Source organism: Cohnella terricola (genome assembly GCF_007786475.1).
GTDB classification, from domain to species: Bacteria; Bacillota; Bacilli; order Paenibacillales; family Paenibacillaceae; genus Cohnella; species Cohnella terricola.
Window position 1 is genome coordinate 356,055 of record NZ_VNJJ01000001.1, and the last position, 26,316, is coordinate 382,370.

Annotated in this window: 22 protein-coding genes; 16 read left to right on the top strand and 6 right to left on the bottom strand. The window is 52.3% G+C overall.

The genetic code is table 11. The features are described 5' to 3' along the window. Positions 1–212 precede the first annotated feature (212 nt). The 3 genes from FPZ45_RS01670 to FPZ45_RS01680 all read left to right on the top strand — a co-directional run bounded on the left by FPZ45_RS01670 (position 213) and on the right by FPZ45_RS01680 (position 4,953). Complete coding sequence (locus FPZ45_RS01670; protein WP_144697742.1) at positions 213–3,221, top strand: efflux RND transporter permease subunit; 3,009 nt, start codon at positions 213–215, stop codon at positions 3,219–3,221. Between the two features lie 286 nt (positions 3,222–3,507). Further along, positions 3,508–3,768 (top strand): CD3324 family protein, encoded by a 261-nt coding sequence (locus FPZ45_RS01675; RefSeq protein ID WP_144697745.1) that lies wholly within the window; start codon positions 3,508–3,510, stop codon positions 3,766–3,768. A gap of 213 nt (positions 3,769–3,981) precedes the next feature. Next, entirely contained in the window at positions 3,982–4,953 is a 972-nt protein-coding gene (locus FPZ45_RS01680) for an alpha/beta hydrolase (protein ID WP_144698339.1), read from the top strand. Positions 4,954–5,014: 61 nt separating this feature from the next. Here FPZ45_RS01680 and FPZ45_RS01685 read toward each other — a convergent pair whose 3' ends face one another. Together FPZ45_RS01685 and FPZ45_RS01690 are read right to left on the bottom strand one after the other, a co-directional pair. Then, the gene (locus FPZ45_RS01685; RefSeq protein ID WP_144697747.1) at positions 5,015–6,586 is read right to left on the bottom strand and encodes a multicopper oxidase family protein; all 1,572 of its coding nucleotides are present in this window, start codon (positions 6,584–6,586) and stop codon (positions 5,015–5,017) included. Positions 6,587–6,697: 111 nt separating this feature from the next. Further along, positions 6,698–7,225 (bottom strand): hypothetical protein, encoded by a 528-nt coding sequence (locus FPZ45_RS01690; RefSeq protein ID WP_144697749.1) that lies wholly within the window; start codon positions 7,223–7,225, stop codon positions 6,698–6,700. Positions 7,226–7,377: 152 nt separating this feature from the next. Between FPZ45_RS01690 and FPZ45_RS01695 the strand changes: the two genes are divergently transcribed. The 11 genes from FPZ45_RS01695 to FPZ45_RS01745 all read left to right on the top strand — a co-directional run bounded on the left by FPZ45_RS01695 (position 7,378) and on the right by FPZ45_RS01745 (position 18,588). Then, positions 7,378–7,995 (top strand): hypothetical protein, encoded by a 618-nt coding sequence (locus tag FPZ45_RS01695; protein WP_144697750.1) that lies wholly within the window; start codon positions 7,378–7,380, stop codon positions 7,993–7,995. Positions 7,996–8,115: 120 nt separating this feature from the next. Continuing rightward, positions 8,116–11,148: an efflux RND transporter permease subunit gene (locus tag FPZ45_RS01700; RefSeq protein ID WP_144697752.1), complete on the top strand. Its 3,033-nt coding sequence runs from the start codon at positions 8,116–8,118 to the stop codon at positions 11,146–11,148. 66 nt (positions 11,149–11,214) lie between these two features. Continuing rightward, a complete protein-coding gene (locus FPZ45_RS01705) occupies positions 11,215–11,433 on the top strand; it encodes a hypothetical protein (protein WP_144697754.1) in 219 nt (72 codons plus the stop codon). A gap of 25 nt (positions 11,434–11,458) precedes the next feature. Beyond that, positions 11,459–12,142 (top strand): response regulator transcription factor, encoded by a 684-nt coding sequence (locus FPZ45_RS01710; RefSeq protein WP_144697756.1) that lies wholly within the window; start codon positions 11,459–11,461, stop codon positions 12,140–12,142. Further along, complete coding sequence (locus FPZ45_RS01715; protein ID WP_246120272.1) at positions 12,135–13,520, top strand: sensor histidine kinase; 1,386 nt, start codon at positions 12,135–12,137, stop codon at positions 13,518–13,520. The genes FPZ45_RS01710 and FPZ45_RS01715 overlap by 8 nt, the downstream gene beginning before the upstream one ends. 137 nt (positions 13,521–13,657) lie before the next feature. Continuing rightward, entirely contained in the window at positions 13,658–14,323 is a 666-nt protein-coding gene (locus FPZ45_RS01720; protein ID WP_281284871.1) for a GntR family transcriptional regulator, read from the top strand. After that, entirely contained in the window at positions 14,320–15,297 is a 978-nt protein-coding gene (locus tag FPZ45_RS01725) for a sugar kinase (protein WP_144697760.1), read from the top strand. The genes FPZ45_RS01720 and FPZ45_RS01725 overlap by 4 nt, the downstream gene beginning before the upstream one ends. A gap of 28 nt (positions 15,298–15,325) precedes the next feature. Beyond that, on the top strand, positions 15,326–15,985 hold the full coding sequence (locus tag FPZ45_RS01730; RefSeq protein WP_144698343.1) for a bifunctional 2-keto-4-hydroxyglutarate aldolase/2-keto-3-deoxy-6-phosphogluconate aldolase: 660 nt from the start codon (positions 15,326–15,328) through the stop codon (positions 15,983–15,985). Positions 15,986–16,415: 430 nt separating this feature from the next. Next, complete coding sequence (gene fur / locus FPZ45_RS01735; protein WP_144698345.1) at positions 16,416–16,898, top strand: ferric iron uptake transcriptional regulator; 483 nt, start codon at positions 16,416–16,418, stop codon at positions 16,896–16,898. Positions 16,899–17,072: 174 nt separating this feature from the next. After that, positions 17,073–17,603: a WGxxGxxG family protein gene (locus tag FPZ45_RS25505; protein WP_144697762.1), complete on the top strand. Its 531-nt coding sequence runs from the start codon at positions 17,073–17,075 to the stop codon at positions 17,601–17,603. A 178-nt stretch (positions 17,604–17,781) separates the two neighbouring features. Next, positions 17,782–18,588 (top strand): divergent polysaccharide deacetylase family protein, encoded by an 807-nt coding sequence (locus tag FPZ45_RS01745; protein WP_144698347.1) that lies wholly within the window; start codon positions 17,782–17,784, stop codon positions 18,586–18,588. On the opposite strand, the gene FPZ45_RS01750 is transcribed toward FPZ45_RS01745, so the two are convergent. Next, positions 18,567–19,247, bottom strand: coding sequence for an N-acetylmuramoyl-L-alanine amidase family protein (locus FPZ45_RS01750; protein WP_246120273.1), 681 nt, complete (start codon positions 19,245–19,247; stop codon positions 18,567–18,569). The genes FPZ45_RS01745 and FPZ45_RS01750 overlap by 22 nt on opposite strands. A gap of 161 nt (positions 19,248–19,408) precedes the next feature. Here FPZ45_RS01750 and FPZ45_RS01755 point away from each other — a divergent pair, with 161 nt between their 5' ends. Next, entirely contained in the window at positions 19,409–19,630 is a 222-nt protein-coding gene (locus FPZ45_RS01755; RefSeq protein WP_144697764.1) for a YqzE family protein, read from the top strand. On the opposite strand, the gene FPZ45_RS01760 is transcribed toward FPZ45_RS01755, so the two are convergent. The 3 genes from FPZ45_RS01760 to FPZ45_RS01770 all read right to left on the bottom strand — a co-directional run bounded on the left by FPZ45_RS01760 (position 19,627) and on the right by FPZ45_RS01770 (position 23,258). Next, on the bottom strand, positions 19,627–20,550 hold the full coding sequence (locus tag FPZ45_RS01760) for a hypothetical protein (RefSeq protein ID WP_144697767.1): 924 nt from the start codon (positions 20,548–20,550) through the stop codon (positions 19,627–19,629). The genes FPZ45_RS01755 and FPZ45_RS01760 overlap by 4 nt on opposite strands. 156 nt (positions 20,551–20,706) lie before the next feature. Beyond that, positions 20,707–21,591: a YqhG family protein gene (locus FPZ45_RS01765; RefSeq protein ID WP_144697769.1), complete on the bottom strand. Its 885-nt coding sequence runs from the start codon at positions 21,589–21,591 to the stop codon at positions 20,707–20,709. After that, positions 21,588–23,258 (bottom strand): DEAD/DEAH box helicase, encoded by a 1,671-nt coding sequence (locus tag FPZ45_RS01770; RefSeq protein ID WP_144698351.1) that lies wholly within the window; start codon positions 23,256–23,258, stop codon positions 21,588–21,590. Before FPZ45_RS01770 ends, FPZ45_RS01765 begins: the two co-directional genes overlap by 4 nt. A 350-nt stretch (positions 23,259–23,608) precedes the next feature. Between FPZ45_RS01770 and FPZ45_RS01775 the strand changes: the two genes are divergently transcribed. Beyond that, on the top strand, positions 23,609–26,149 hold the full coding sequence (locus FPZ45_RS01775; protein ID WP_144698353.1) for an adenosylcobalamin-dependent ribonucleoside-diphosphate reductase: 2,541 nt from the start codon (positions 23,609–23,611) through the stop codon (positions 26,147–26,149). Positions 26,150–26,316: the final 167 nt, after the last annotated feature.

Consider the following 26,316-nt stretch of genomic DNA (forward strand, 5'->3'; position numbering starts at 1 on the left):
AGTTGGGCTCAAAAACGGGTGTTATCCTCTGCCGAGGACAACACCCGTTTTTGATTTTTACGCTCGCTCCTCGACACACATTAACAAAAGCTAAACGTGATGGGCAAAATTAAGCTGTTGTTCATCGATTCGTTTAGGCTCCGTTTCAATGCGGCTGCTAGGATAGGGCATGTGGATCCTATTCGAACATGCAGGAAGGAGAAAGATTTATTATGAAATGGTTTTTACAAGGCGTATTTCGCAACAAGGCGGCCATCTCGATTCTCGTGGTGATGGTACTCGGTATCGGGATTTTCAGCTATTTTAAGCTTCCCATGGAATTTATGCCGGAGATGGACAACCCGCAGATATCGGTTAGCGTAGCAGGCCCGGGCTACGATGCAACCACGATGGAGAGCCAGGTGACGAACCCGCTGGAGCAAGCGCTGGCGGTCATCAAAGGCAAAACCAATGCGTTCTCGACTTCGGGAGACGGCTACTCCCAGATCAACCTGATCTTCGGTTCAAAAACAAATATGAAACAAGCAAAAGCGGATGTCGAGCGGGCCGTGAACGCGGTGCAACTGCCGGAGCGTATATTGCCTCCGTACGTCCTTCAGTTCGATACCTCGATGATTCCGATCTCGTTCGTCTCGCTCACGTTCGCCGATGGAACAAGCGAAGCACAGAAGGAGAAGTTGGAACGACAGGTGGTCGATGCTTTCCGTTCGATCGATGGAGCCGGTGAGGTTCAGCTGTCCGGCAAGTCGCTGCCCGGCGTCGGCGTGTTCCCGGATGCGGATAAGCTAGCGGCCAAAGGCGTGCCGATTCAGGCGCTATATGGTGTTATGCAGGGCCGCAGCGCCTCGTCTTCCGTCGGCCAGACGTCGCTGGACGGACAGATCGTCAACTTGAACGTCGCATCCTCTCTGGAGGATATCGAGACGCTGAAGAAGCTGCCGGTCGCAGACGGAGTCGTCTTGGGCGACGTGGCCGATGTCAGACTGCTTGACGATAAGGAAAGCATCAGCCGGCTCGACGGCAAGGACGCGCTGGTAATCACCGTATCCAAAGCGGCAAGCGCTAATGCGGTAAGCGTGGGCAAAGGCGTGGAGAAGACGATTCAGCAGATCAACGAAGATAACAAGGACGTCGAGTTGAAGCTGATGATGAGTACGTCCGAGCAGGTCGTCAACTCCGTCAACAGCATGATGCGCGAAGTGCTCATGGGCGCCTTGTTCGCCACGATTGTCATCCTTCTGTTCATGCGTAACTTACGGGCGACGCTCGTCACGATCGTGTCGATTCCGCTGTCGCTGGCATTAACGCTGTACCTGCTCGACTTGTCCAACATCTCCCTGAACATTTTGACATTGGGCGGAGTCGCTGTCGCGGTCGGACGGCTCGTGGACGACAGCATCGTCGTCATCGAGAACATTTTCCGCCGGCTGCAGAAGGAGTCGTTCTCCGTGTCGGTCGTCATCGACGCGACCAAGGAAGTGGCACGGGCGATCACCGCTTCGACGCTGACGACGGTCGCCGTGTTCCTGCCGATGGGACTTTTGCAAGGCTCGCTGCATTCGTTGCTGCTGCCATTCGCCTTGACCGTCGCATATTCACTGCTATCGTCGCTGCTCGTTGCGCTGACCGTTATTCCGCTCATGAGCGCCGGAGTGCTTCGCAACTTGTCGCTCAAGGAGCACAAGCCGTCCAAGCGGTTTACCGCGTTCCTGCATTGGAATTTACGGCATAAGTGGATTCCGATCCTCATCGCCTTCGTGCTGTTGATCGGCTCGGTAGGCGTCTACTTTAACTTGCCGAAGGGCACGGTCGATACTTCCGACGCCATGAATCTGAACGTGACGCTCGAATACAAATTGGATACCCCGACGGACCAAGTGCTCGACAACGGTAAAAAGCTCGAAGCGTTCCTGATGAACCTGGAAGGCCAGGAATGGGTCAGCATGAGCATGGGCAACAGCGCCGACGCCGCCAAGTATGGAAGCTTTCAATCGCCGACGCTCGTGACGTTCATGGTTCAGTTGAAGGAAGGCGGAAACGCCGACAAGCTCATCGAGGCCATTAAGGCGGAGCGCCCGAACTACCCGGGAGCGGAGCTGAACGCCAGCGCAGGCGGGCTGCTCGGAGTCGGAGCCGGTACAAGCGTATTCGTCGACGTGTCCGGAGACAATCCTGCCCTGCTGGCGAAGACGGTCGACGAGATCGTCGCCCAGATCAAGCCGACTCCGGACGTGCTCAAGGTCGAAACGAATCAGGAAGAGAAAAAGACGGTATACACGCTGCAAGTGAACCCGGCCGAAGCCAAAGCCGGAGACATCGCCTCCCAGCTTCAGGTCATGCTCAATCCGTTGCCGATCGGCACGATGAAGTCCGATGGCGGCGCGCTGAACATCTTCATTCAGCCGGTGCTCGCTCCGAAGTCTGAGCTTGATTTGAACGGCTTGACTGTTCTTACCGATAAGGGACCGAAGCCGGCATCCAGCGTAGCGAAATGGATCAAAGAAGAGAAGCCGACGAAGTTCTACCATAAGGATGGAAAAAGCTACATTCGCGTAACGGCGACGGTAGAGCCGAGCCAGTTGTCCATTGTCGGCGGTAAAATATCGCAGGCGATCAATGACGTGAAGCCGCCGGAAGGTGTCAAAATTTACGTGGGCGGCGCTTCCGCCGACCAGTCCTCGGACATGTCCAACCTGTTCGGCATGATGCTCGTCTCCATCGCCATCGTGTACCTGATCCTGGTCGTTACGTTCAAAACGCTGCGGGCGCCGATTGCGATTCTCGCTTCGATCTTGTTCGTACCGATCGGAGCGGTGCTCGGCCTGATCGTCACCGGCGTGACGCCGGGGCTCACTGCCATATTCGGAGTCGTCATGCTAATCGGTATCGTTGTCACCAACGCAATCGTGCTGATCGACCGCGTGAAGCAGAACGAAGAGACGATGACGATTCGCGAAGCGCTTCTGGAGGCGGCGGGAACGCGCATGCGTCCGATTCTGATGACGGCGATCGCCACCGTCGGCGCTATGTTGCCGCTCGTATTCGGATCGTCGGAAAGCGGCAGCATCGTCTCGCAGAGTCTTGCTATCGTCGTCATCGGTGGCCTCATCGTCGCCACGCTGCTCACGCTCGTTATCGTGCCTTGCATCTACGAGCTGCTGTTCTTCCGCAAGTCCCGTCGTCAGAGGCGGGCAGCCGCCCGGCAAGCGCCCTCGGCTTAACAGCTTGCCGGTCAACGTTCACTAAAACCATCAAGCTCGCCTTGTCCGGCGGACTTGATGGTTTTACCTCCAAAGGGTAGGAAAGAATTATGGTATACTGGCAAAGTAAAGGGGGTGCTTTACTGATGGAGAATCATTTGAGATTGTCTGTGACTACTTTCACTCATGCAAAGCCAATATTGGAGAAGCGTTACTTTGCATGGGGCGTAATTTTTTCCTAACGCTGACTAAGCTTTTCTAATCTTTTGGCTTTGCACCTTATTTTCCAAATAAGGAGTGAAGCGAAATGAAATATACGAATGCCAAAAAAATATTACCCGAAAAGCTAATTATAGAGATCCAACAGTATATCCAGGGAGAGACGATATACATTCCTAAGCAGGAGAAGGAATATAATCAATGGGGAAGCCAGAGTGGTGGAAGACAGTGGTTAGATCACCGAAATGCCGCTATTAGACACGCTTTTAAGAATAATAGCAGTATTGAGCAGCTTGCAAAGGACTATTTTCTCTCCGTTGAAACCATTAAGAAAATTGTTTATTCGTAAACAAACAGCAACCGCACTGATGAAGTTTCTTCATCAGTGTTTTTTATGTCGAAAACGATTCTAAGTTATTGTTTTCATTTTAATCGCTTATTGCGCTCTTTAGAATAGGAATAGGCAGAAGAGGATTCGATGTCGCAGGAGAAAAATTTAAATTTTGAAATCACTCCAAGCGGGGAATACTGGACCCATCAAGAAAGTGAGGAAACGACTACTATGAATGAACAAAAAAGCAGAAGCAGGCATCTGATCGATCAGGAGATTATTAGTGCCATTGATTTAATACCGACGAGCGATCTTTCCGATACTACGCTAATGGAATCGCGGAACAATCAAGCAAAAATGTTGCCGCAAATCGACGTCACGCAGCTGTTTCCTGTCACATTCGAAGAAATGGCTGTGCCAAGTTATTTTGGCGGTCCCAATGTTCGCATAGAAATTATTAAACCCCGCCAACCAAAGTACAATAAGATGCCGTTATATTATTCGATTCACGGCGGCGGAATGGTTTTGGGCAGTCCGGTCGTCGATCGCCAAGGGAATGCGGCACTGGCTGCGCAACATGGCTTTTGCTGCGTATCCGTGTATTATCGCCTGGCGCCTGAACATATTCAGCCAAGTCAATTACAGGATTGTTATTCGGGCCTGAAATGGTGCATTGAACATGCCGAAGAATTAGCGATAGATACTCGTAAAGTCGCTCTTGGGGGCAGCAGCGCCGGCGGCGGATTAGCGGCGGGTCTAGCTCTATATGTTCGCGATCAAAAGGAATTTGATATCCATCATCTCAGGCTGCGCAGCCCCATGCTCGATGACCGTACGAGTATTTCGCCGGAGCATCCATATGCGGGCGAGTTTGTTTGGACCAAAAGAAGCAATTATTTCGGCTGGAAATCGGTATTAGGGCATGAACCCGGTCAAGAGGGGACAAGCGAGTATTACGTACCTGCGCGTGCACAATCGCTGGCCGGTTTACCGCCAACTTATTTGAGCATAGGCAGCATTGATTTGTTCATAGATGAAACCTTATTATTTGCTAAGCAGTTAGCCTATGACGGTGTCTTAGTTGAATTACATGTATACCCTGGATATCATCATTTGGCGCCAATGTTTCCGAGTGCGCATTTTTCTCAAGAAGGCTCCAGATCAAGTGAATTCGCCTTGCTGAAGGCGCTGGAGTTACTTTAAATATTCATAAAGCTCTTGAAGTCGTCTTTATAACGATTCAAGAGTTTTTTGATTTTTTCGGTCAATTTTTCTTCTTGGGAATGACCTTAAAAGGACGCATCATGTCGTGGTCTTCGTGCTCGTCCATGTGGCAGTGCCACACATATTTGCCGGTATACGGGCCGAACCGGGCAATGATCTGCGTAACCTGGCCAGGGTTAGCCCGAACCGTGTCTTTGAAACCGCGTTCGTTCCGCGGAGGTCTGATTGGCGGCCCTGTAAAACGGATTTTACCGGTTCGGTTATAGTATTTAACATCGTAAGATCGCCTCTGCAAAATTTGAAATTGCACTAAATGTACGTGAATTGGATGCGTATCGTCAGTCGTGTTGACCAGATTCCAGATTTCTTTCGTGCCTACCACAGGATTTTCCGTGATCGGAGCGTCCCACATTCGGTTGGTTATCAACTGGAGCAATCGGCCGTATTTGTCGAATGTTTCGTTTAGCGAGAGATAACGGACTTTCCGAACGTTGTGGCGTGAATATCGAACGAGTGAGGATAGGGTGGCTGGAATACGACTCGTATCCTTGACCGTCAAGGGCTGATTCACTCGGAATTGCATGACAAGACCGGTCGTATTCGGGTTTAAATTCTCCGAGTCGCCGTCTGGATAAGGAGCGTCTGCGTTGTTGGTGAGCGTAATCTTCTTGCCGGTCATCTTACTGAAATCTACGATAACATCGACCCTTTCCGCCGGTCCAATCAAAATCTGCTTCACTTTGACCGGTTTTTTAAGCAACCCTCCGTCCGATCCGATCTGATAAAAATACTGCCCAGAGCTTAGCTTCAGGTTGTAGAAGCGGGCGTTGGAAGCATTCAGGATGCGGAAGCGGTACTTGCGCGGCTCGACGTTTAGATAAGGCCAGATTTTGCCGTTCACGAGAATCTGTTTTCCGAAAAACTCCGGCACGATGGAGGGGGTTGGAATCTTGTTTTTCGGGTTCGCCAGATCGCTCGGCTTCGGTCGTCTAGGATAATAGAGCGATCCATCGCTTCTGACAGTGCGATCCGCGATAACCAACGGAATTTCGTAACGCCCTTTCGGCAGTTGCAGTGCCTCTTCTTGATGGTCGCGGATGAAGTAGGGACCGGCCAGTCCGGCGTACAAGTTGAGCCGAGTACTGCCCAGCGCATGGTCGTGGTACCACAACATGGCGGGACGCTGATCATTGGTGTATTGATAGACCTTATTTTTGAAGGCTGGCCCTTTCTTGGCGAAATCTCGGGTAAACCAGGCTTCTGGATACCCGTCGCTATCCGAACGAACTCGTGCCCCATGCAGATGGGCCACGGTGCGCACCTTGGGAGTGGGAGGCCGCGTGCCATGAAGCGAGGTGTCAACGGGGAGCAGGTGATTTTTCGGCAGCTTGTTCTCCCAAAGAACGCTGATCCGCTCGCCTCTGCGCACTTCGAATTTGGGGCCAGGGTAGATGCCGTTGTATCCCCACAGCTTCGTCTTAGGCAAGTCCCGGTGGAGCGATTGCATGACCTGTCTCATTCTGACCCTATAATGGGTGGTCCCGTTTTTTCGAAATACCGGTTTAAGCGTTTTCGGGATCGGCAGCGGGTCAACGAATTTGGCCAGTTTCATGTCATCTTCCTTTCTACGATGATGAATGTCCTTTATTTTATGTGTTTTCCCGTACTGCAGTGAGGCGTTCAGCATGCACCCAAGATAATTGGGCATTTTCGGGAATGTGTTCTAGCGCCGGAGCTGCTCAATGTCGCAAAATGCAGCAATGAGGAACCAGAACTCGTACCGCTGCTGCTCATTGTCGCAAAATGCAGCAATGAGGAACCAGAACCCCCGCCGCTGCCTCCTAATGTCGCAAAATGCAGCAATGAGGAACCAGAACCCGTATCGCCGCTGCTCATTGTCGCAAAATGCAGCAATGAGGAACCAGAACCCGCACCGCTGCTGCTCATTGTCGCAAAATGCAGCAATAAGAAACCAGAACCCGTACCGCTGCCTCCCAATGTCGCAAAAAGCAACAATGAGGAGCCAGAACCCGCGCCACCGCCTCCCAATGTCGCAAAATGCAGCAATGAGGAACCAGAACCCGCGCCGCTGCTGCTCATTGTCGCAAAAAGCAACAATGAGGAGCCGGAACCCGTACCGCTGCTGCTCATTGTCGCAAAATGCAACAATGAGGAGCCGGAACCCGCGCCACCGCCTCCCATTGTCGCAAAATGCAGCAATGAGATGATCAACCTCGCTGTTTATTTCCATTACTCATCCAATTACGATTTCTTATCGATAGAATTAGGCGCTCTATGCTCGAGATTCGCATAGTCGTTTGCGGTGGGCTTGTTTTCCATAGGGGGATTTACTGGACGGTGGAAACCGCGCAATGATATGATGGATAACGGGTGAAGCATAAGATGAATAACGAGACGACAAACGCGGAAGCGGGGGGCGCCCCAGCGGCCGATTCCAACGAGAAACTCGCAGAACTGATCAAAGCCGTACATCATAACGGTCTTACCGCTTTGAAAATGCATTTCGAAGATGTTGAAGGACAGGTTTTAAACCAGGAGATTTACGGTCCGGTGTTCGTCTATCAAGTAAAAGATCAAGCGAATAACGGATACGCATGCGGCTTTTTCCTGCGGGAGTTGGTCGCGAAGTTTCAATCGGGCGGCGATCCGGCGCAGTGGATGGCTTCGTTTTTCATCGAACTGATGAAGACCGAAGGCGGCAAGTTATTGCCCAAACCACCCGCCAGTGAGGATGAAGCCAAGGCGTTGATCGATAAAGTGCTCGTGCCGCACTGCATAAACGCGGTACGCGAAGAATTCGCTCCGGAGCAAGTTCATGCCGGCCTGGACTGGAACGAACAACATGGCCCGGTATTGGAAGCAGGATTCCCGGAAATACGGGAGGGCAATAACGTGTGCGCGATCCCACTTCATTTATTGTACACGCACTTGCTCCTGAATCGCGACCCTGCGGACTTGCTGCTTCAAGGCATGTACAAAATTCAAGAAGACCATGCCTAATACTGAACATCGCAAAAAACGTAACCCTCGGGGGTTACGTTTTTTTTCTTCCCCAGTACACACTGAGTTCAAATTCGGCTTGTATAATTCAATCCAGACACCGGAGGGGAGAGAGAGCAAGTGAGTTGGTTAACCAGAATTAGTTTGAAAAACGGCGCCGCCGTCATCATTTTATGTTTACTCGTGTTGGGGTACGGTTGGTATTCGACGACGAATATCAAACAGCAAACATTTCCGGATTTGGAGTTTCCGGCCGTATTCGTTCAAATCATGCAGCCGGGAGCTTCGACGGAGGAGATAGAAACTTCGGTGACGAAGCCAATCGAGGATAGCCTGAAAAATATGAAAGGTTACGATTCTTTGACCAGCACGTCGGCGGAAGGAGCCGCGAGCATCGTCATCCAATTTCCGTTTGGTTCGAACATGGATAAGCTATTCGGTGAAGTCGAGGCAGCCATTAATAAGCCGAAGCTGCCCGCAAATGCGAAAGCTACGATTCAACGTTTGTCCGTGAACGCCCAACCGGTCTATCGCGCTGCGATATTTTCCGATAAAGAGGATCCGAAAGCATTAGCAGCCATGCTGGAACGGGAAGTCGTTCCCAAGATGCAGAAGCTGGATGGCGTCAATTCCGTTACTTTGAAAGGAACGGAGTCCGAGCAATTGAATATTGCCGTAGACCGGGAGAAATCCGGTCAGAGAGGAATCAGCCTGAACGCGATCCAGACCGCGCTGCAATCGTTGGACTATGCGCTGCCACTCGGATCGGTCAATCAGGACAATACCGACATACCGATCCGCTTGGCGGGCAAAGTCTCGTCCCTGCGGCAAATCGAGGAGCTGCAGCTCGGTACCGCTAACGGCCCCGTCAAGCTTGCGGATATTGCCGATATCAAGACCGTGACGACGAAGGATCAAATTACCCGTTATAACGGGGAACCCAGCGTTGTCGTCGAAGTCGTCAAAAATCAGGACGCTAACACGGCGGACGTATCCGACGAGGTCAAGGCGCTTCTGGCTTCCTATGAAAACAGCGGGGATCTAAATGTCCACGTCATTGCCGACCAGGGTGAAGAGATCAAGCAATCGGTGTCCGGTCTAGTACGCGAAGGCCTGTTCGGAGCTTTGTTCTGCATCATTATCATTTTCCTGTTTCTGCGCAACATTAGAGCCACGATCATATCGATTCTGTCGCTGCCGCTATCGATTTTCGCGACAATCGCGGCTTTGGATTACTTGGGTTACACGCTAAATATTATGACGCTTGGGGGAATTGCCGTTTCGATCGGACGCATCGTCGACGACAGTATCGTCGTCATAGAGAACATCTATCGATGGCGTCAGGAGAAGGGCGATCAGCTCAAAGGCAAGGAGCTCGCCTATAAGGCGACTCGTGAAGTGATCGGCGCGGTCACTTCGTCCACCGTGGCGACGGTCGTCGTATTCGCTCCGCTTGCTTTCGTTACCGGGATTATCGGGGAATTTTTTCGGCCGTTCTCGATCGCCGTCGTCATCTCGATCATCAGTTCGTTGCTCGTCGCCATGATGTTGATTCCAGTACTGGGCAGTCGATTCTTCAGCAACATTAAACCGCATCCGCAAGGCAGCAGATTGGCCGATAGATTCGAGAAGGTGATCCGCGGCGCGTTAAAGCGCAAGGCGATCGTGCTCAGCACGGCCGTGGTGCTGCTGATCGGTTCGCTTAGCCTCATTCCGCTGCTTGGCGTAGCGTTCATTCCCGGGGCTTCGGTCCCGACGGCGACTATCGAGATTAGTTTGCCGGCGAGAAGCGGGATGGAACAAACCGATCAAGCGAGCGGCAAGGTGGAAGGTTATTTGAAATCCATCGAAGGCATCGAAAGCTATCAAGTCGCGATCGGCGCTTCAGGAAGGAATCCGATGAGGTCCTCGGGCGGCAATAACAAAGCGACGGTAACCGCGCAATTCGCCGAAGGAACCGATATGGACCGGGTTATCGAGCAGGCGAGCGCGGAGCTGCCGGGAATCGTAAGCGCCGATGTACCTGGAGCGACGGTGAATATTCGGGCAGGCCAGCAGCAAGGGGCGCCGACGGGCGACAATATCGACGTTAGCTTATATGCCGAGAATACGGACGATCTGGCCCAAGCGGCCAAACAAATCGAAAATCTGATGAAGCAAAGCAGCGAGCTTAAAGACATCACGAACAATATGGACGAAGTGACTCCGAAATGGGTGCTGACGCTGAATCGTCAGGGAATCGAGGCGAATGTCAACCCTTATCAGGTCATGCAGACCGTCAGCGAACTGCTGCGCCCGGTAGACGCAGGGACGTACGCGATCGACAGCGAGAGCCGGACGGTTACCTTGTCTTACAAGCAGCAGATTACTTCCAAGGAGGAATTGGAGAACGTTCGAATTCTCACTGCGGAAGGCATGAAAAAACTGGGGGATATCGCCGATATCCAAGAGCAGAAAACCTGGATCAAAGTGAATCATAACGATGGAAGAATGTCCGCCCAAATTAGCGGCACGGTAAAAAATTCCGACGACGTTTCCAAGGTGACCCGCAAAGTGGAAGCCGACATCAGAAGCTTGCCGCTTCCATCCGGTGTCGATCTAAATCTGGGTGGCGGGCTGAAAATGATCAATGAAGGATTCGCCAGCATCGGAATCGCGATGGTGGCTGCGATCGGACTCGTATTCCTCACGATGAGCATGACGTTCGGAGGAGTGCTCACGCCGATGATTATTTTGTGCTCGCTGGTATTTATTCCGGTCGGTTCGCTCGGCGCGCTGCTGATTACCGGACAAGCACTGTCCATGAGCGGCATGATCGGGATGCTGATGCTCGTCGGCATCGTCGTCACGAACGCGGTTGTCCTTCTGGATCGGGTCGAGAAAAACCGCTTATCCGGCATAGCGATAACCGAGGCGATCGTCGAAGCGAGCAAAACCCGACTTCGCCCGATTCTGATGACGGCGTTCGCGACGATGCTTGCTCTGGTTCCGCTTGCGTTGTCGGATTCCTCGACTAGCCTAATCTCCGGTGGACTCGCGATTACGGTCATCGGCGGATTGTTGACTTCGACGATTCTGACGTTGATCGTGGTCCCGGTTATCTATGAAATGGCTTGGAAAAACCGGAAGAAGAAAGTGATGGAATCCTTCTGATCGCCGCCAAATGATACAAGGGCAGAAGCGCCTCTGCCCTTGAGAAATGGAAGGGAGAGAGCGAAAATGATAAAGTGGCTCGAGAAGATTGCGCTACGGATAGGCTTGAAAAATTTACGATTGGCTTCCATGACGATGGGCGTTCTGGCTGCTCTCATGGCTGGGGCAGTATGCTCTTCCGTCCTGAACGATCTGCCCAGCGACGCCGTAATGTTGCCTTTCATATTGATCGTGCTTTCGGTTGCGGTCTTGCATGGATTCGAATCCGCCAATCGGAAACCATAAGGCTAGAGAGATAGGGGGCGGTACGATGACCGTCGTTATGGTCGTGGACGACGAAGCGCACATCCGTGAGCTAGTGCGATTATATCTAGAGGACGAAGGCATGGATATCGTCGAGATGGCCAACGGTGAGGACGCCTGGCAGTATTATCGAAGTCATACCGTCGATCTGGTCGTGCTGGACGTCATGATGCCCCGGATGGATGGATGGGAACTGTGCCGGCGGTTGCGTGAAGCGGGGGATAAACCGATCCTGATGATCACGGCCAAGGGAGAACCTATGGATCGGATCAAAGGTTTTCGGCTCGGCACCGACGATTACTTGGTCAAGCCGTTCGAGCCGCTTGAATTGGTGATGCGGGTAAAGGCGCTTCTGAAGCGATACCGGATTTCAATCTCCCAGGTCGTCAAGCTCGGCAGTGTGACGCTAGACAAAACGAGCTACCACATCCGGTTTAAGGACACCGGACAGACCGACACGATTCCGATGAAGGAATTCGAGCTGTTCTTTCAACTGGCGAGCCATCCCGGTAAGCTGTTTACGAGGGATGCGCTCATTCAACAAATATGGGGCTACGAGTACGACGGGGATACGCGGACGGTCGATACGCACGTGAAGCGTCTGAGGGAAAGATTCCAATCGTACGAGCACGAATTCAGGATCGTGACGCTGCGTGGACTTGGTTATCGGTTGGAGGTTTATCGTGATTAAGTCTCTATACGTGAGATTGGTTTTTGCTTTTCTGAGTTCCGTGATGCTTAGTCTCGTTCTGAGCTTCGTTCTGAACGATCGCCTTATTGGCGACCGACTGAAACAGTATGTCCAAGGTAATATGATCGGCAGGGGAAAAACGATAATTCAAGCATACGAGCAATATGATCCGAGCAACCGCGATGCGCTGATGACTGGACTTATGGCATTGCCGAATTACTCGGTTCGTCTGATCGACGAAGAGGGGAAACTACTGCATGGAACGAGCATGCCTTCGGGTCCCCATATCGAAGTATTGCCCGATCAGCTTGATCTTGTCCTGAAAGGCGGGGTTTACCGGGATTCGGGCAGGCACGGGTTCCGCTCGACGGTCGGACTGCCGCTCCGAATCGACGACAAGCCGTATGCGTTGTTCTTAACGTCGGAGTTCGGCGACTTCGCGAGAATGCTGTCCGGTTTTTTTCGAAATCTTCTATTGATCGTATTACTGTTCGGCAGCTTCTTTATTTTGATTTCTGCCCGTTACATCGTTCGTCCGCTGCGGCGGCTCACAGAAGCGACCCGCAAGATGTCCAAGGGTGATTTCAGCATTCGCCTACGGACGAAACGCAAAGACGAAATCGGGCAACTGACGGAGAGCTTTAACCAAATGGCGCATGAACTGGGCACATTGGAGCACATCAGGCAGCAATTTGTTTCTGACGTCTCGCATGAGATCCAGTCCCCGCTGACGTCGATCAAAGGATTTACTCAAGCGCTCAAGCATAAGAAAATGGACGAAGCCGGACGCCTCCGGCTGCTCGATATTATCGAAGATGAGAGCAACCGGCTATCGCGATTGAGCAATGATTTGCTTCAACTCGCATCCTTGGAATACGAACATCTGGCTTTGAACGTAAAGCCGTTTCGGTTGGATGAGCAAATTCGCAATGTCATTATCGCCTCTGAGCCGCAGTGGGCGGCCAAGAAGCTGGATATCGAGCTGGAATTGGGAGAGATCCGAATCGCGGCGGATGAAGACAAGCTCAAACAAGTATGGATGAATTTGCTGAGCAACAGCATTAAATTCACGGGTGAGCACGGACGAATATCGATAAAAGCAAACGCGGAGGACGGAGAAGCCGAAGTCGTCGTCACCGACGACGGTCAGGGCATTTCCGATGAGGAGATCGGCAGCATTTTCAAGCCTTTCTATAAGGTGGACAAATCGAGAGACAGGGCGATCGGCGGGAACGGTATCGGGCTGTCGATCGTGAAGCGCATCGTTGATTTGCACCGCGGCGACATTCATGTGACGAGCAAAGTCGGGGAATGGACGACGTTCCGCGTGATATTGCCTTTGACTGCTCCTCCAAACGAAACGCAGAAGAACCTCTGACAGGGGTTCTTTTCTTATTATGGCCCGCATAGCTCGATTGACGCCGACGAAAGCGATTGCTATAATTCGGCTATCGATAAAATTATCGATAATCCTATCGATAATTATCGGAGGAGGAATAGCTCATTCCATATCGTTTGGATGAACGAGGAAATTCGCTCAGCGAGCAAGTCTATTTGGCTTTGCGGGAGTCGATCGTCAGAGGCGAATTGTACCCGGGATACCGGTTGCTCGTGCTGGAGATCGCGAACGAGCTGGGGATCAGCCAAGCGCCGGTCAGAGAAGCGTTGGAGCGCCTTAAACAAGAAGGGCTTATCATTAGCCGGCACAACAAAGGCTCGATCGTAGCCGAGATCAAGCAAGAGGAAATCGAGGAAATCTACGCTTTAAGGGAACTGATCGAGTGGGATGCCGTACGGAAATCGATTCGTTTGTTGGATGAGAAGGATTTCGGCCATTTGACTGCGATATACGACGGAATGGCAAGTGCGGCTAAGAAAGACGATCTTTTCCGTTTCATCGACCTGGATATGGACTTTCACGGTTATTTTTTCGCAAAGTCCGGCAATCAGACGATTCTGCACTTATGGCAGCAGATCGCCGTAAAGCTCAAGCGTTTTCAGGCGATTACGAACAAAATCTATTATCCCGATCTGCTCTCCATTGCCGAAGGCCATGCGCCTTTGATTGAGGTGCTGAGAACCGGGGACGAAGAAAAAATAAGGCAGTTGTTCATCCAGCATATGAAAGAGGTATGGTGGCGGATGAACAAGGACGCCGAAGGACGGATGAGGGATACATGACTCAAACTCTGGAAGTCGGAGAAACGCAGTTTAGTCCGGAAGTGGTCACGTTCGGCGAAACGATGGGGTTGCTGATCGGAGGTCCGAAAGGGATCGAGCATAGCGCCTCCCTGGAGAAATCGTTCGGAGGGGCAGAAAGCAACTTCGCGATCGGATTGGCTCGACTTGGCCATCGTGTAGGATGGTTTGGATTGCTCGGCAACGACCCGATGGGCCGTATGATCTTGAAGACGCTTCGCGGCGAAGGTGTCGACGTCTCAAGGGCGGGGGTAAGCAAGGAAGCGCCGACCGGACTAATGCTGAAGGAACGATTGGCCGGGAATACATCCGTTTATTATTATCGGAAATTATCCGCGGCAAGCCGCATGACGCCGGAGCAGCTCGACGCTGCTTATATTTCCCGGGCAAAGTATCTCCACATCACTGGGATAACTCCTGCTCTTAGCGAAACATGCCGCGATACGGTTCTGGAAGCGGTGAGGATCGCTAGGACGAACGGTGTGAAGGTGGTTTTCGACCCGAACTTGCGCCTGAAGCTCTGGGATTTGGAAGAAGCCAGAGAGGTATTGCTGCGGATCGCGGAGGAAGCGGACTATTTTCTACCCGGCTTGGATGAATTGAAGCTGCTGTACGAAACGGACGACTTCGACCGTATCGTCGAACGTCTCAGGCAGCTTCGCGCCCGCTCGATCGTTAAAGGCGGGAACGACGAGACATATGTGATCGACGACGGCGACGTGATTGCCGTGCCTTACTTCAAGGCGACGCATTTCGTCGATTCGGTCGGGGCGGGAGACGGATTCTGCTCGGGATTTATTTCCGGGTTGCTTCGCGGATACGATCTGGCGGAAGCCGTTCGTCTAGGAAACTTATCTGGTTCGCTTGTTGTGCAGATGATCGGGGATTGGGAAGGCTTGCCGACTTGTGAAGAAGTTGACGCCGTTCTCGGCGATCGCAAGCACGTGGAAAGATAACAATACATCTATAGAAGGCGGAGATCTCATGAATAAGATCGCAACGATTCAACGTATTGTCGACAACGGCGTCGTAGCCGTACTTCGCGGCAAGGACGCGAACGAAGTCGCCGAGATGGCGGAACAGTCTATCGCGGGCGGCATTAAGGTCATCGAAATTACGATGACCGTTCCTTCGGCTTTGAAGGCGATCGAGAAATTGGCGGGGAAATATTCCAGCACGACGAGCGATCCGGATAAATTCGCGATTATCGGCGTTGGTACAGTGCTCGATCCGGAAACGGCGCGCGCAGCGATTCTGAGCGGATCGGAATTCGTCGTTGGACCGTCCTTGAATCCGGCGACCGTCGCGCTGTGTAACCGGTATCGGATTCCGGTCATGCCGGGCGTGATGACGATCAAAGAAATTCAGGAAGCGCTGGAGCTCGGCGTCGATATCGTGAAGCTGTTCCCGAGCACGACGCCGTCGGCGATCAAATCGATCAAAGGACCGTTGCCACAGGCGAACATTATGCCGACCGGCGGCGTTACGCTCGACAACGTGGGCGATTGGATCGCGGCAGGCGCGGTCGCCGTCGGCATCGGCTCCGATCTGACGGCCGAAGCGGTGAAGAAAGGCGATCTGAGCCTCATCGCCGGCCGCGCCGCGCAATATGCGGCGGCTTTCAAAGCAGCTAAAGCGAAGTAAATTCGGTTTCATCCGAGCTGATCGAAATTCAGGCAAGAGCCGTCCCGCAAGGTCGTTAAACCTCGGGGCGGCTCTTTGTTTGCAAGGGCGAAGGACGTTGATGCAACTAATTGCATAAGTGCAACTAATTGGCCAGATACGTTGCTTCTCATGATGATTAGTTGCAAATATACAATTAATTCAAACGAAAACTCTACTTGGCGCCCAAAATATCGCGATTAGATGTATTATTGCAATTAATTTTGATTTTATATCTGGATTTCCCAAATAATTGCATTTTTTGCAACTAATGTACGACGGTGCCGATCGCAGTGGGGTCGCAACGAATGTTGAAGAATAAAGACGAGTGTTTTGATTTTTTGGCCGATTTTCGATATGATGAATAAATAATGGCATCTAATATTCGAAGGAAGCGGAGGTGTCCATGAGAATGAATATCGTGGAGCAAATCGACAAGATCAATATGCAATTGACAGTAAAGGGCTACAAATTGACGCCGCAACGCGAGATTACGCTTAAGGTGCTTCTCGAGAACGAGAGGGATCATCTCAGCGCCGAAGAAGTCTACATGCTGGTAAAGCAGGAGTTCCCCGAGATCGGCTTGGCCACGGTATATCGGACTTTGGAGCTTCTTGCGGAACTTCAAATCGTGCAGAAAATGAACTTCGGCGACGGAGTTGCCCGTTTCGATCTTCGTATGGAAGGGCACGACCATATGCACCATCATTTGATCTGCAAAGTTTGCGGAGCCTTGGAGGAAATCCAAGACGATTGGCTGCTGGATCTGGAGCAGCGTGTTGCCACTGAATACGGCTTCCAAGTGACCGATCATCGTCTGGACTTTACGGGTGTTTATCATACGTGCAAGAATAACAGCAAACAATGCAAAAGAACGGGTAAAGCCGTATCTTGATCCCGAACATCTTCATTATTCTCTTCCCGGAGCCCTGGCTTCCGAGAAGAGTTTTTTATTTTAAAGCAAACGTATTTCATGTTAATGGCTTTTCTAGGCGCCGATTCCCTCGTAATATTTCGATTCGCCGGGGCAACTTAAAGGGGTAATTAAAAACATGAAGGAGGTTTTATCTTGAGAAAGGTCTTGGCCAGTCTGGTGTTGTGTTTGAGTCTATCCATGGTTCTTATGGTTCCTGCATTCGCCGAAACGACTACCGGCAAAACAGTTAAGGACGGCACGACGCTGAACGGCGCTACCGTCCCGACGAAGACCTATCATCCGAACGCCGGCAGAACGGATAACCGTATGCTCACGAATACCGGAACCTATAATGGAACTTATACCGGCACGACGCCTTATGGTACGAATTACGGCACGTATGGTACTGGCATGGCGCCATATGGTACAGGTACAGGTACGTACGGTACGTATGGTGCGAATAACACATACGGCACTGATGGAAACTACGGCGCGTATGACGGTACTCGGATGAACGCATATCGTCCGTACCATACGACGAATTTGACGACTCGTGCGAACAACACGGTCAGAAGGTTGGATACGGCGCCGGCCAGAAGAGGCTTTAGCTGGGGCTGGTTAGGTTTAATTGGCTTATTCGGCCTTGCGGGAATGCGTAGCCGCAGCCGCGACGACGTAAGATAACGTTCCGTATTTGCGAAAATCCTCGTTCGGCTCGGATAAGCCGAATGAGGATTTTTTATTGCGTAACGATCGGTTGCAGAAAAACACATAAATTTTTCCACATCAACAGATACTTAATGAAACGGACCATCTAGTCCCATGTAAAGTTGGAGGAATAACAGTGAAAAAAACGCATAAGATGGGCCGCATGGCCTTGGTACTCGCATTGGGAAGCGGGACGTGGTTCGGAACGATCACGGCGGCGCACGCTCAAGTACCCGAAACGGATCAAGCGGCAGCACCCCGTCAAATCGCCGTCGTCATCGACGATTTCGGCAACGGCATGAAAGGAACGGAACAGATGCTGAGCCTTCCGATCAAGCTGACGGTGGCGGTTATGCCGTTCCTGCCCACGACAAAGAAGGACGCGGAGGAAGCTCATAGAAGAGGGCACGAAGTTATCGTGCATCTTCCCATGGAGCCCGTACGCGGCCTGAAAAGCTGGCTTGGACCGGGAGCAATCACCACGGATCTGACGGACGATGAGATCCGCAAGCGCGTCGAGGCGGCGATTGCTGACGTTCCGCATGCGATCGGAATGAATAATCACATGGGCTCTAAAGCGACTGCGGATAAGCGAGTCATGAAAGTCGTGCTGCAAGTATGCAAAGAAAAGGGGCTTTTTTTTCTCGACAGCCGCACCTCGTTCCGCACCGTTGTTCCGACAGTGGCTCAGGAGCTCGGTATAGCTACGCTTCGCAATGACGTGTTCCTGGACGACGTATATACGCAAAGCCATGTGCTTAAGCAAATCGGGGAAATGAAGAAGATCATCAGCAAGAACGAGACTTGCATCGCGATCGGCCATGTCGGTCCTCCGGGGCTTTATACGTCCAGCGCGTTAAAAAACGCAATCCCGGAGCTTCAGAGCCAAGCAACGTTCGTGCCTCTCTCCCGTTTACTGCCGATGCCCGAGCCGCTCGTTTACGGACAAAAGGCGCGATAAGCCAATATGCCGTTGGCGATGGCAGCGGCAATCCGGTTTTGTCCCGGAATGGAAGTAAGCATGGCCCGGTCTCCGGGGTCGCTTAGAAAAGCGGTTTCTACGATAACACTGGGAGCCTGCACACGGTTTAGCAAATAAAATTGGTCGGCAGCTTGAGGGAGACGAAATCTTCCTTGCTGCTGATTCAGGCTGTCTTGAATGAAACGGGCCAGAAGAGCGCTCTTGCCTTCGGTTTGATGAATGACGAGAGGGCCTTTTTTCTTGCCTTTCGGAGACCAATTGACATGAATGCTAACGAAGATGGAGGCTCCGATCTCTTCGGATAAGCCTTTGCGTTGAGACAAGTCGCGCCGATGCCGGGAGCGGCTCAGATGCCAGCGATTATCGTCGCTTAGCGCATAGTCGCCGGTGCGGTTCAGAATTACTTTAAGTCCTTTGCTGCGAAGAAACAAATACAGTTTGCGCGAGATCTCGAGATTGATGTCTTTCTCCAGCACTCCGTTCCAGTGCGTTCCGCCGTCTATTCCTCCATGTCCCGCATCGATGAGGACATCCGCTGCCGGTAACGCACGCTTGACGTTAGGGGGCTCCGTAGCACCGCTCCGCCCCGCGAGCAACAACATCGAACATACGATCAGCAGTATTCGTATCGGGAACAAGGCCATCTCTCCTCTTAATTTGGGAATTGCGCTTAACCTTTGTCTATATCGTGGCACAAAAAAGCAATCCTCATGCAATGCGGGGGAGGCGAATTCAAGGCAAGCCCAGTGATTGTGCATCGCTTGATTCGGGCATGATATAGGCAAGGAGGCGATTGCAAATGGATAGTTCCGAATACTTGAAATACATGACGGAACGGGTCGTCAGCTACATGGAACGTTCCGAGGATGAGGAAACAAGCCCGCCCAAGAAAAGCAGGGAACCTTGGCTCACCAAATGGTTCGGAGTGGCGCCGCTCGGACTAATGGTTTGGTGGATGAATCGGACGGAATCCAGAAATAAAACGCGCCCGGAGGCGCGTTCCGCGAATTCATCGAACTAACGATAAAAAAGACCTTTGTTAAGCAAAGCTTCGATCGGAACGAATCGCGTTCCTTCCATATCCATAGCAACGTCCAACCGGCCGTTCGACCAACGCTGATATCCGATAATCGATACGGCATACAGCATCGCGTCTCCGAACGGCTCCGTTACATAACGCAGATGGTTCGCGCCGTCGAGACGTTGCTGCAGCAGCTTAGCGTTCTTCGCGGGGAAGGGCGCTTCTTGCGTTAGCCACGGAAGCTTCTCGTACACGTCGAACGTCTCGTTGAGCTGCAGCGCCTCAATGCCCGATTCCTCCGGATTGTCCGCATCCGTTGCGAGATTCAGGTCCCCTGGAAACATCTTCTTCCAGCTATCAACATTTACGGGAAGCTGCTCAGCGGTTTTCGCGTCCAACCAATAGGTTTCCCCTCCGACTTTTACTTCCCAAGCCGCGGCGAACGGATGAACATAATGTTTTACGGCGGTGATCGACCTGAGCTGCGTCTCGGTGGCAAGACCGCCGTCGATAAGTGATCTTACAAGCAACTGCTGGGAAAACAGCGGAAAGGGGCCGAGACCGTATTCGCCAAGCTGGAACGTTCCGTCCGTCACCGCGTGAACGACCATGTAACCGATATGTTTGCCTTCTTTGGTGAACAGCACCAGCCAGCCGTGAGTTCCCGGGCCGAGCGCTTCGATCTGCGAATCGGCGGCAGGCCAATGCCGAAACGGCTTCTGTTCAGCCAGTCGAGAAACCCAGACTTGAACCTGTTTTTCAAGCTTCGAAGGTGCATGATCGCTCGAAACGGAAGGCGCAGCCGAGCCGTAAGCATGCTGCGAATGAACGCCGACCCACAATACGGCCACAGTTAATGCGGCGTGCCAAATGCTTTGCTTCCGTCGCAAATGCGAGCGGGATGGGCGAGTGGAAAACAAATCTATCACCTGCAGTCCTTGAGGATGGGCTATACGTCTTGAGCCGAATCTTATTGTAACGGACAAGCAGTGCCGAGACTGTTAGTTCTTGTCAGCGGGCGGAAAGCGATGATGCTCTATTTTTGCCGATTCGCGGCGGTTTTCCTTCGATGTTAGCTAATCGATACCGGGTAGATGGAAAATCCCGCAGTTTAAGACGGACACGGACACGCGCGGCCGGTACTGCCAGTCGATTTCGGCTTCTCTTTGCTGGAATCGGGCGGTTAACGCTTCTTTCTGTTCCCTCTGATCGGGATGTTCCATATGCTCCAGCATCGGCCGGTAATAATGCCGAATTCGCTCAAGTTCGTCCTGCCGTCGTCCCTCGGCTTCGACCGCCCATGTAAAATCGGCGTTCTTCAGTTTTCTCTCCAATGCGGATTCCAGTTGGGTCATACCCTTGCGCAGCGAGAGGCCGTTTCTAAGCAAATGCACGTTGGAGGGAAGCCGAGGCGTTAGCTTTCGGTCCTTTAGCGTATCCATAAAATTGTCGTTAATGACGCCGGTCGCCAGTGAAATCCCCCAGTTGTACAGTTCCTCCCGTTTCATATCGCATTCGTAGCCGACTTTGAAATTGACTCCAAGCCAGGCCGTGTAAGGCAACGACCCGAGCGGGCCGGGACGACCGCGAGGAGGCTCCTCGAACAAAGTTACGCATTGGCCCGCCTGCGAGACGACCTCGAATAACTGCTGCAACCGCCTGGAGCCGAAATAGACGTCTTCCTGAATGATTCTGCCCGACTCGGTCATGACGTAAGAGATCGGGGATTTCGTCGCTCGGTCTTCTATCGACGGGCTGGCGAACGACCATCTGTACGTCATCGTCTCCGGTTCGACGCCGGTGCGGTCGACGTAGCTCCAATAGTAAGGGCGATTCGATAACGCCCGGTCCGCGTCCGAGGAAAGCTTAACCGTTATGCTGGAGGGACTTTTCTCGATAAAATGGCACTGGGTCGATTCGAGATAGGAAGCGGCGAATTTTTGCACTTGTTTAATGTTCATGGCAGGTTCTCCCGATGCAATTGGCTTTTCGTCGCGAGCAGCGAGTCCCCGAGTCCGTCAATCCTTCTCTTCAGTTCTTCCGAATTGTCGGTTTCAAGCACCAACTGGGCGAGACGTCGCTCCAAAGATTCTTCCTTTTCGAATTGCTGGATAATCTCATCAAGCTCTCCAATTACCAATTCAAACATATTGATTTTCTCATGCAGCAAGTGTACGATATGTTCTTCGATTGTCCCGAGCGTACAAAGATTAAAGATTTGCACATCATGTGTCTGGCCAAGTCTATGGACGCGGCCGATTCGCTGCTCGACCCGCATCGGATTCCACGGAAGGTCGAAATTGATGACGTGATGGCAGAATTGCAAGTTGATTCCTTCGCCTCCGGCTTCGGTGGCGACCATGACTTGGGCTCTTCTTCGGAACAAGTCCATCATCCAGTCTTTTTTACCCCTGTTCATTCCACCGCGGTAAGGTACGGCCGACAATCCGTGTTCCTGAAAAAACTTGAGCAAATACTCCTGTGTCGCACGATATTCCGTAAAAATAATCGCTTTGTCGTTCAGGCTTTGAATAAGCTCCATCGTTTTCTCGGCTTTTGTATTGGCTTTGATCCCTTTGATCAGCTCCACGATCTCCCAGATCCGGGCGCGAAGAGGAGATTCCTCGGAAGTTTTCTTGAAAAGGTTGATTAACGTAAGGAATACGGCGTCGCGGCTGGAGCAAACTTCACGTTGAAGGGTTACCAACGAAAGCATGCTGGTTAGATCTCCGTTTTCGGCTGCCGCATGTTTGCGAACGTAATCGGTCACGCCATGGTATAACGCCATCTCTTCGGATGATAGGCGCAACGGAACATTCGTCACGAGCCGTTTCGTGAACTCAACGCCGCCATCGCTGCGGCGATTGCGAATCATGACCTGTCCGAGAGCTTCGTGAAGCTTGGCTTCGTTCTTCGGAACTCTGCGGTCGGCTACGAAGTTCGTCGCGAAATCGCCTTCCCCGCCGAGTTGACCCGGCTTAAGAAGGGTAATCAGGTTATAGAGTTCGGACATGTCGTTCTGAACGGGCGTCGCGGTCAGCAGCAGGCAATATTTTTTGCGCAATTCGTTGATAAATTGGTAATTGCCCGTTCGTTTATTTTTCAGCTTGTGGGCTTCGTCTACAATAATCAGGTCGTATTCGCTATCGAGCAATTTCTGGCGGTGGGGTTCCCGTTTGGCCGTATCCATGGAGGCGACGACGATGTCGTTGTCCCAGGTATACGCTTTTTTCTGAGCGATGGCGGAGATATCGAACTTCCCGTTCAGTTCGCGGACCCATTGGAGCACGAGGGAAGCCGGAACGAGAATCAGCACCTTCCTCACCAATCCGCGAATCAAATATTCTTTCAGAATCAGGCCGGCTTCGATCGTCTTGCCGAGCCCGACTTCGTCGGCGAGTATCGCGCGTCCCCGCATCTCATGCAGCACTTTCCGCGCCGTGTCTATCTGATGAGGCATAGGTTCGAAGTGCGGAAGCAGCGATAAGCAACGAAGCGCGTGGAAATCGGTAACAAGGGATGCTTCCTCCGCTTCCAGGGCAAGTTGATAAAGAGTCCAGTCGTCCCACGGACCGTTGCGTTCAGCGCGGCGTTCCAATTCTTCGAAAGCTCCGCGATCGATATGCATGTCTATTAACGAATGCAGCTTACGCGGCGCCGACTCGGAAGCGGGAGCGGCGGAATCCGCGGAAGAAGGGTAAGGAATCTGCAACGGGAAATCCTCCTAGCGATATCGTCATCATGACTATTTCTTTAGTATGAGCAAACGCTGAAAATTCATAACATGGCAGTTACAAGTGACCGGATATCCAACGATGTCCGGATGTTCCAGCGTCATTCTTCGTTTAATGGTTGTGGAGGAAGATATACCTATGGTTGCACCATATATGGTGTAGTATAATGGTTCATGTAACAATATATTGTGCTGCCTACATAGGGCTGATTTTTTTATTCTTATTTCGAGAGGGTGCAGCGGTGTTGAAAACAGTTCAAGGAAGACGGTTAGAAGGGCTTAGCGAGAAAATATTTTTGGACCGTTACGCTTGGAAGAACGCCGATACGAACGAGACGAAAGTCGGCGACGTCGTCCTCGTGCTCACGAAGGACGATCCCAAATTTCCATCAAAAGACGTCGGCGAAGTGACGAAGCGCGACGGACAGAATGTGACCGTTAAGCTTCGCAACGGCGATCTGATCGAATCTACCGTGGAGAAGCTGACGCTAACGATCGAGAAAACGCCGGAAGAGATGTGGACGCGATTGGCGAACGCGATGGCTTCCGTTGAAGATACGCAAGAGAAACAGAAAGCCTGGGCGGAGAAATTCCGCTGGCTGCTCGACGACTGGAAGCTCGTGCCCGGCGGGCGGATTGCGGCGGGAGCGGGAGCAAGCGACGAATTGACGCTGTTCAACTGTTATGTGATTCCTTCTCCTCACGACAGCAGGGGCGGGATCATGCAGACGTTGTCCGAGATGACGGAAATTATGGCTCGCGGAGGCGGCGTAGGGATCAACTTGTCCTCGCTGCGTCCACGCCGCTCCATCGTGAAAGGCGTGAACGGTTCTTCCAGCGGCGCAGTGTCCTGGGGCGGATTGTTCAGCTATACGACCGGCTTGATCGAGCAAGGCGGCAGCCGCCGCGGCGCGCTCATGCTCATGATCAATGACTGGCATCCTGACGTCGAGGATTTCATTACCGTCAAGCAGACGATGGGCCAAGTTACCAACGCGAACTTGTCCGTATGCGTCAGCAACGCGTTCATGAAGGCGGTCAAGGAAGACGCGGACTGGGAACTCGTATTTCCGGATTCCGCCGACCCTGAATATGACATTCTGTGGGATGGCGACCTCGAGAAATGGAAAAATAGCGGTAAAAAAGTGATTCACTACCGGACCGTTCGCGCTCGCGACGTATGGAAAAGCATCATCGAAGGCGCCTGGAAGTCGGCCGAGCCTGGCGTCGTCTTCATGGAATATTACAATCAAATGTCCAACAGCTGGTATTTTAATCCGATCATCTGTACGAACCCTTGCGGAGAGCAAGGATTGCCGGCTTGGGGCGTGTGCAATCTGTCGGCGATCAACTTGTCCAAGTTCTATGACGAGGATAAGCACGACGTGGCATGGGATGAGCTGTCCCGCGTCGTCCATTATTCGACCCGGTTCCTGGACAACGTCATCGACAAGACGCCGTACCATTTTCCGGAGAACGAGAAAAACCAGCAGAACGAACGCCGCGTCGGCCTCGGCACGATGGGACTCGCGGAGCTGATGATCCGACTGGAGATCCGTTACGGCAGCCCGGAAAGCCTGGAGTTCCTCGATAAGCTGTACGGCTTCATGGCTCGCGAGGCTTACCTCGCTTCGACGGAAATCGCCGCGGAGAAGGGATCGTTCCCGGCGTTCGAGGCAGAGCCGTTCCTGCAAAGCGGATTTATGAAGAATATGGTTGAGACGTACCCAGAAATCGGTGAAGCCGTGAAGAAGCGCGGCATGCGCAACGTAACCGTGCTAACCCAAGCGCCTACGGGTTCGACGGGTACGATGGTTGGCACTTCCACCGGGATCGAGCCATATTTCGCATTTGAGTTTTACCGTCAGAGCCGTCTCGGCTTCGACAAGCAATTCGTGCCGATCGCCCAGGAATGGCAAGACGCTCATCCGGGAGAGGCGCTGCCGGAGTGGTTCGTGACGGCGATGGATCTGTCCGCTAAGGACCATATTCGGGCACAGGCGGCGATCCAACGTTGGGTCGACAGCTCGATCTCCAAGACGGCGAACTGCCCGTCGGATTTCACGGTCGAAGAGACGGCCGAGCTTTATGAGCTCGCATTTGAGCTAGGTTGCAAAGGCGTCACGATCTATCGCGACGGCAGCCGCGACGTGCAAGTGCTGAGCACGGCCAAGGACGAGAAGAAAGAGGAAGCGAAAGCGAAAGCGAAAGCGCTCGACGCCGCGCTGAGTGTTAGCGTGACGACGGAGCAGAAGAAAGTGTTCGATAAGCCATACAAGAGCCGCCCGAAAATTCTAAGAGGCGCGACTTATAAATACAACACGCCGTTCGGCATGGCGTATATTACGGTTAACGACATCGACGGCACGCCGGGAGAAATCTTCCTGAACGTCGGCAAAGCCGGCTCCGACGTCTTCGCCATGGCGGAAGCGCTCGGGCGCGTCTGCTCATTGTTTCTGCGTTACGGGGATCACGGCGACAAGGTGCAATTGCTCGTGAAGCATTTGAAAGGCATCGGCGGCTCCGGCGCCGTAGGTTTCGGCCCGAACCGCGTCGAGTCGATCGCCGACGCCGTCGCCCAAGCGCTTGAAACCCACGCCGGTCTCACCGAGAACGAGCAAGCGGCAGCCGAGGAAACGCCGATCGCGGCCGCGGGTTACGCTTCGGAGAAGCCGAAGGCGATGTATACCTCGAAGGATCTTTGTCCTTCTTGCGGCTCAGCGTCGCTGTTGAACGTGGAAGGCTGCAAAACATGCGGGAATTGCGGGTATAGCAAGTGTAATTAAGCGCGTTATGTAAATAAGCGATCATACAGATGATGTGATTTTGCATAAAAGATGTGAATTTGACATTTTGTATATTTATACAGATTAATGAATATATAATGTGCAACAAGCCTGTAGCAGCGAGCATTTGCTAGCTACAGGCTTGTTATTTTAATGGTCGAATGTAT

Coding starts and splice junctions, on each gene's coding strand:
- FPZ45_RS01690 (WP_144697749.1), bottom strand. CDS start 7,225: ATGGAAATAAACAGCGAGGTTGATCATCTCATTGCTGCATTTTGCGAC.
- FPZ45_RS01710 (WP_144697756.1), top strand. CDS start 11,459: ATGACCGTCGTTATGGTCGTGGACGACGAAGCGCACATCCGTGAGCTA.
- FPZ45_RS01670 (WP_144697742.1), top strand. CDS start 213: ATGAAATGGTTTTTACAAGGCGTATTTCGCAACAAGGCGGCCATCTCG.
- FPZ45_RS01755 (WP_144697764.1), top strand. CDS start 19,409: ATGGATAGTTCCGAATACTTGAAATACATGACGGAACGGGTCGTCAGC.
- FPZ45_RS01685 (WP_144697747.1), bottom strand. CDS start 6,586: ATGAAACTGGCCAAATTCGTTGACCCGCTGCCGATCCCGAAAACGCTT.
- FPZ45_RS01765 (WP_144697769.1), bottom strand. CDS start 21,591: ATGAACATTAAACAAGTGCAAAAATTCGCCGCTTCCTATCTCGAATCG.
- FPZ45_RS01725 (WP_144697760.1), top strand. CDS start 14,320: ATGACTCAAACTCTGGAAGTCGGAGAAACGCAGTTTAGTCCGGAAGTG.
- FPZ45_RS01695 (WP_144697750.1), top strand. CDS start 7,378: ATGAATAACGAGACGACAAACGCGGAAGCGGGGGGCGCCCCAGCGGCC.
- FPZ45_RS01680 (WP_144698339.1), top strand. CDS start 3,982: ATGAATGAACAAAAAAGCAGAAGCAGGCATCTGATCGATCAGGAGATT.
- FPZ45_RS01730 (WP_144698343.1), top strand. CDS start 15,326: ATGAATAAGATCGCAACGATTCAACGTATTGTCGACAACGGCGTCGTA.
- FPZ45_RS01745 (WP_144698347.1), top strand. CDS start 17,782: ATGGGCCGCATGGCCTTGGTACTCGCATTGGGAAGCGGGACGTGGTTC.
- fur (WP_144698345.1), top strand. CDS start 16,416: ATGAATATCGTGGAGCAAATCGACAAGATCAATATGCAATTGACAGTA.
- FPZ45_RS01705 (WP_144697754.1), top strand. CDS start 11,215: ATGATAAAGTGGCTCGAGAAGATTGCGCTACGGATAGGCTTGAAAAAT.
- FPZ45_RS01675 (WP_144697745.1), top strand. CDS start 3,508: ATGAAATATACGAATGCCAAAAAAATATTACCCGAAAAGCTAATTATA.
- FPZ45_RS01770 (WP_144698351.1), bottom strand. CDS start 23,258: ATGCATATCGATCGCGGAGCTTTCGAAGAATTGGAACGCCGCGCTGAA.